General features: G+C 69.8%; 1 protein-coding gene. It reads left to right on the top strand.

Going from position 1 to position 678, the window contains the following annotated elements:
* A partial coding sequence (locus JCM9942_RS17475) for a hybrid sensor histidine kinase/response regulator (protein WP_157723074.1) occupies positions 1–678 on the top strand: 678 nt, incomplete at both ends.

The raw sequence follows: 678 nt of genomic DNA, 5'->3' as shown, positions 1-678 counted from the left end.
GGCGCGGCCTGCGCCTGCACGTGTTCGCGCGTCCGGCCTGGGTGCGCAGTGACCGCCGGCTGCTGCGTCGGGTGCTGCAGAATTTCATGGCCAATGCGCTGCGCTACACCCGCAGCGGCCGCATCGTGCTGGCGTTGCGGGTGCGCGGTGGGCAGGTGGAACTGCAGGTCTGGGATACCGGCCCGGGCATTCCCGAACACCACATGCAGCAGATCTTCACCGAGTTCCACCGTTACCAGCAGCCGTTCGACTGGGGCGAGCAGGGGCTGGGGCTGGGGTTGTCGATCTGCCAGCGCATCTCGCGCCTGCTCGACCACGCGCTCAATGCGCGCAGCCAGCCCGGTCACGGCAGCATGTTCTCCATCACCCTGCCGCGGGTGCCGACGCCGGCGGCACCGCCGCCGGTGCCACGGGCGTCCTCGGCATTCGGCAATGACGATTCGCTGGCCGGCATGCGCGTGCTGTGCGTGGACAACGACCAGGAGATCCTGGACGGCATGCGCGCGCTGCTGGGCCGCTGGAAGGTGCAGGTGATCGCCGCCAGCACCGTGGACATGGCGCTGCAGAAGCTGGCCGAACAACCCGATGTGATGCTGGTGGACTACCACCTGCATGACCGCCTGGATGGCCTGGATACGCTGGTGGCGCTGCGCGAGGCCGCCGGCCGGCCGCTGCCGG

This window comes from Stenotrophomonas pictorum JCM 9942 (genome assembly GCF_001310775.1).
GTDB classification, from domain to species: Bacteria; Pseudomonadota; Gammaproteobacteria; order Xanthomonadales; family Xanthomonadaceae; genus Stenotrophomonas; species Stenotrophomonas pictorum.
The sequence above is the reverse complement of the archived record's forward strand: the minus strand, read 5'-3'. Positions and strand labels throughout refer to the sequence as shown.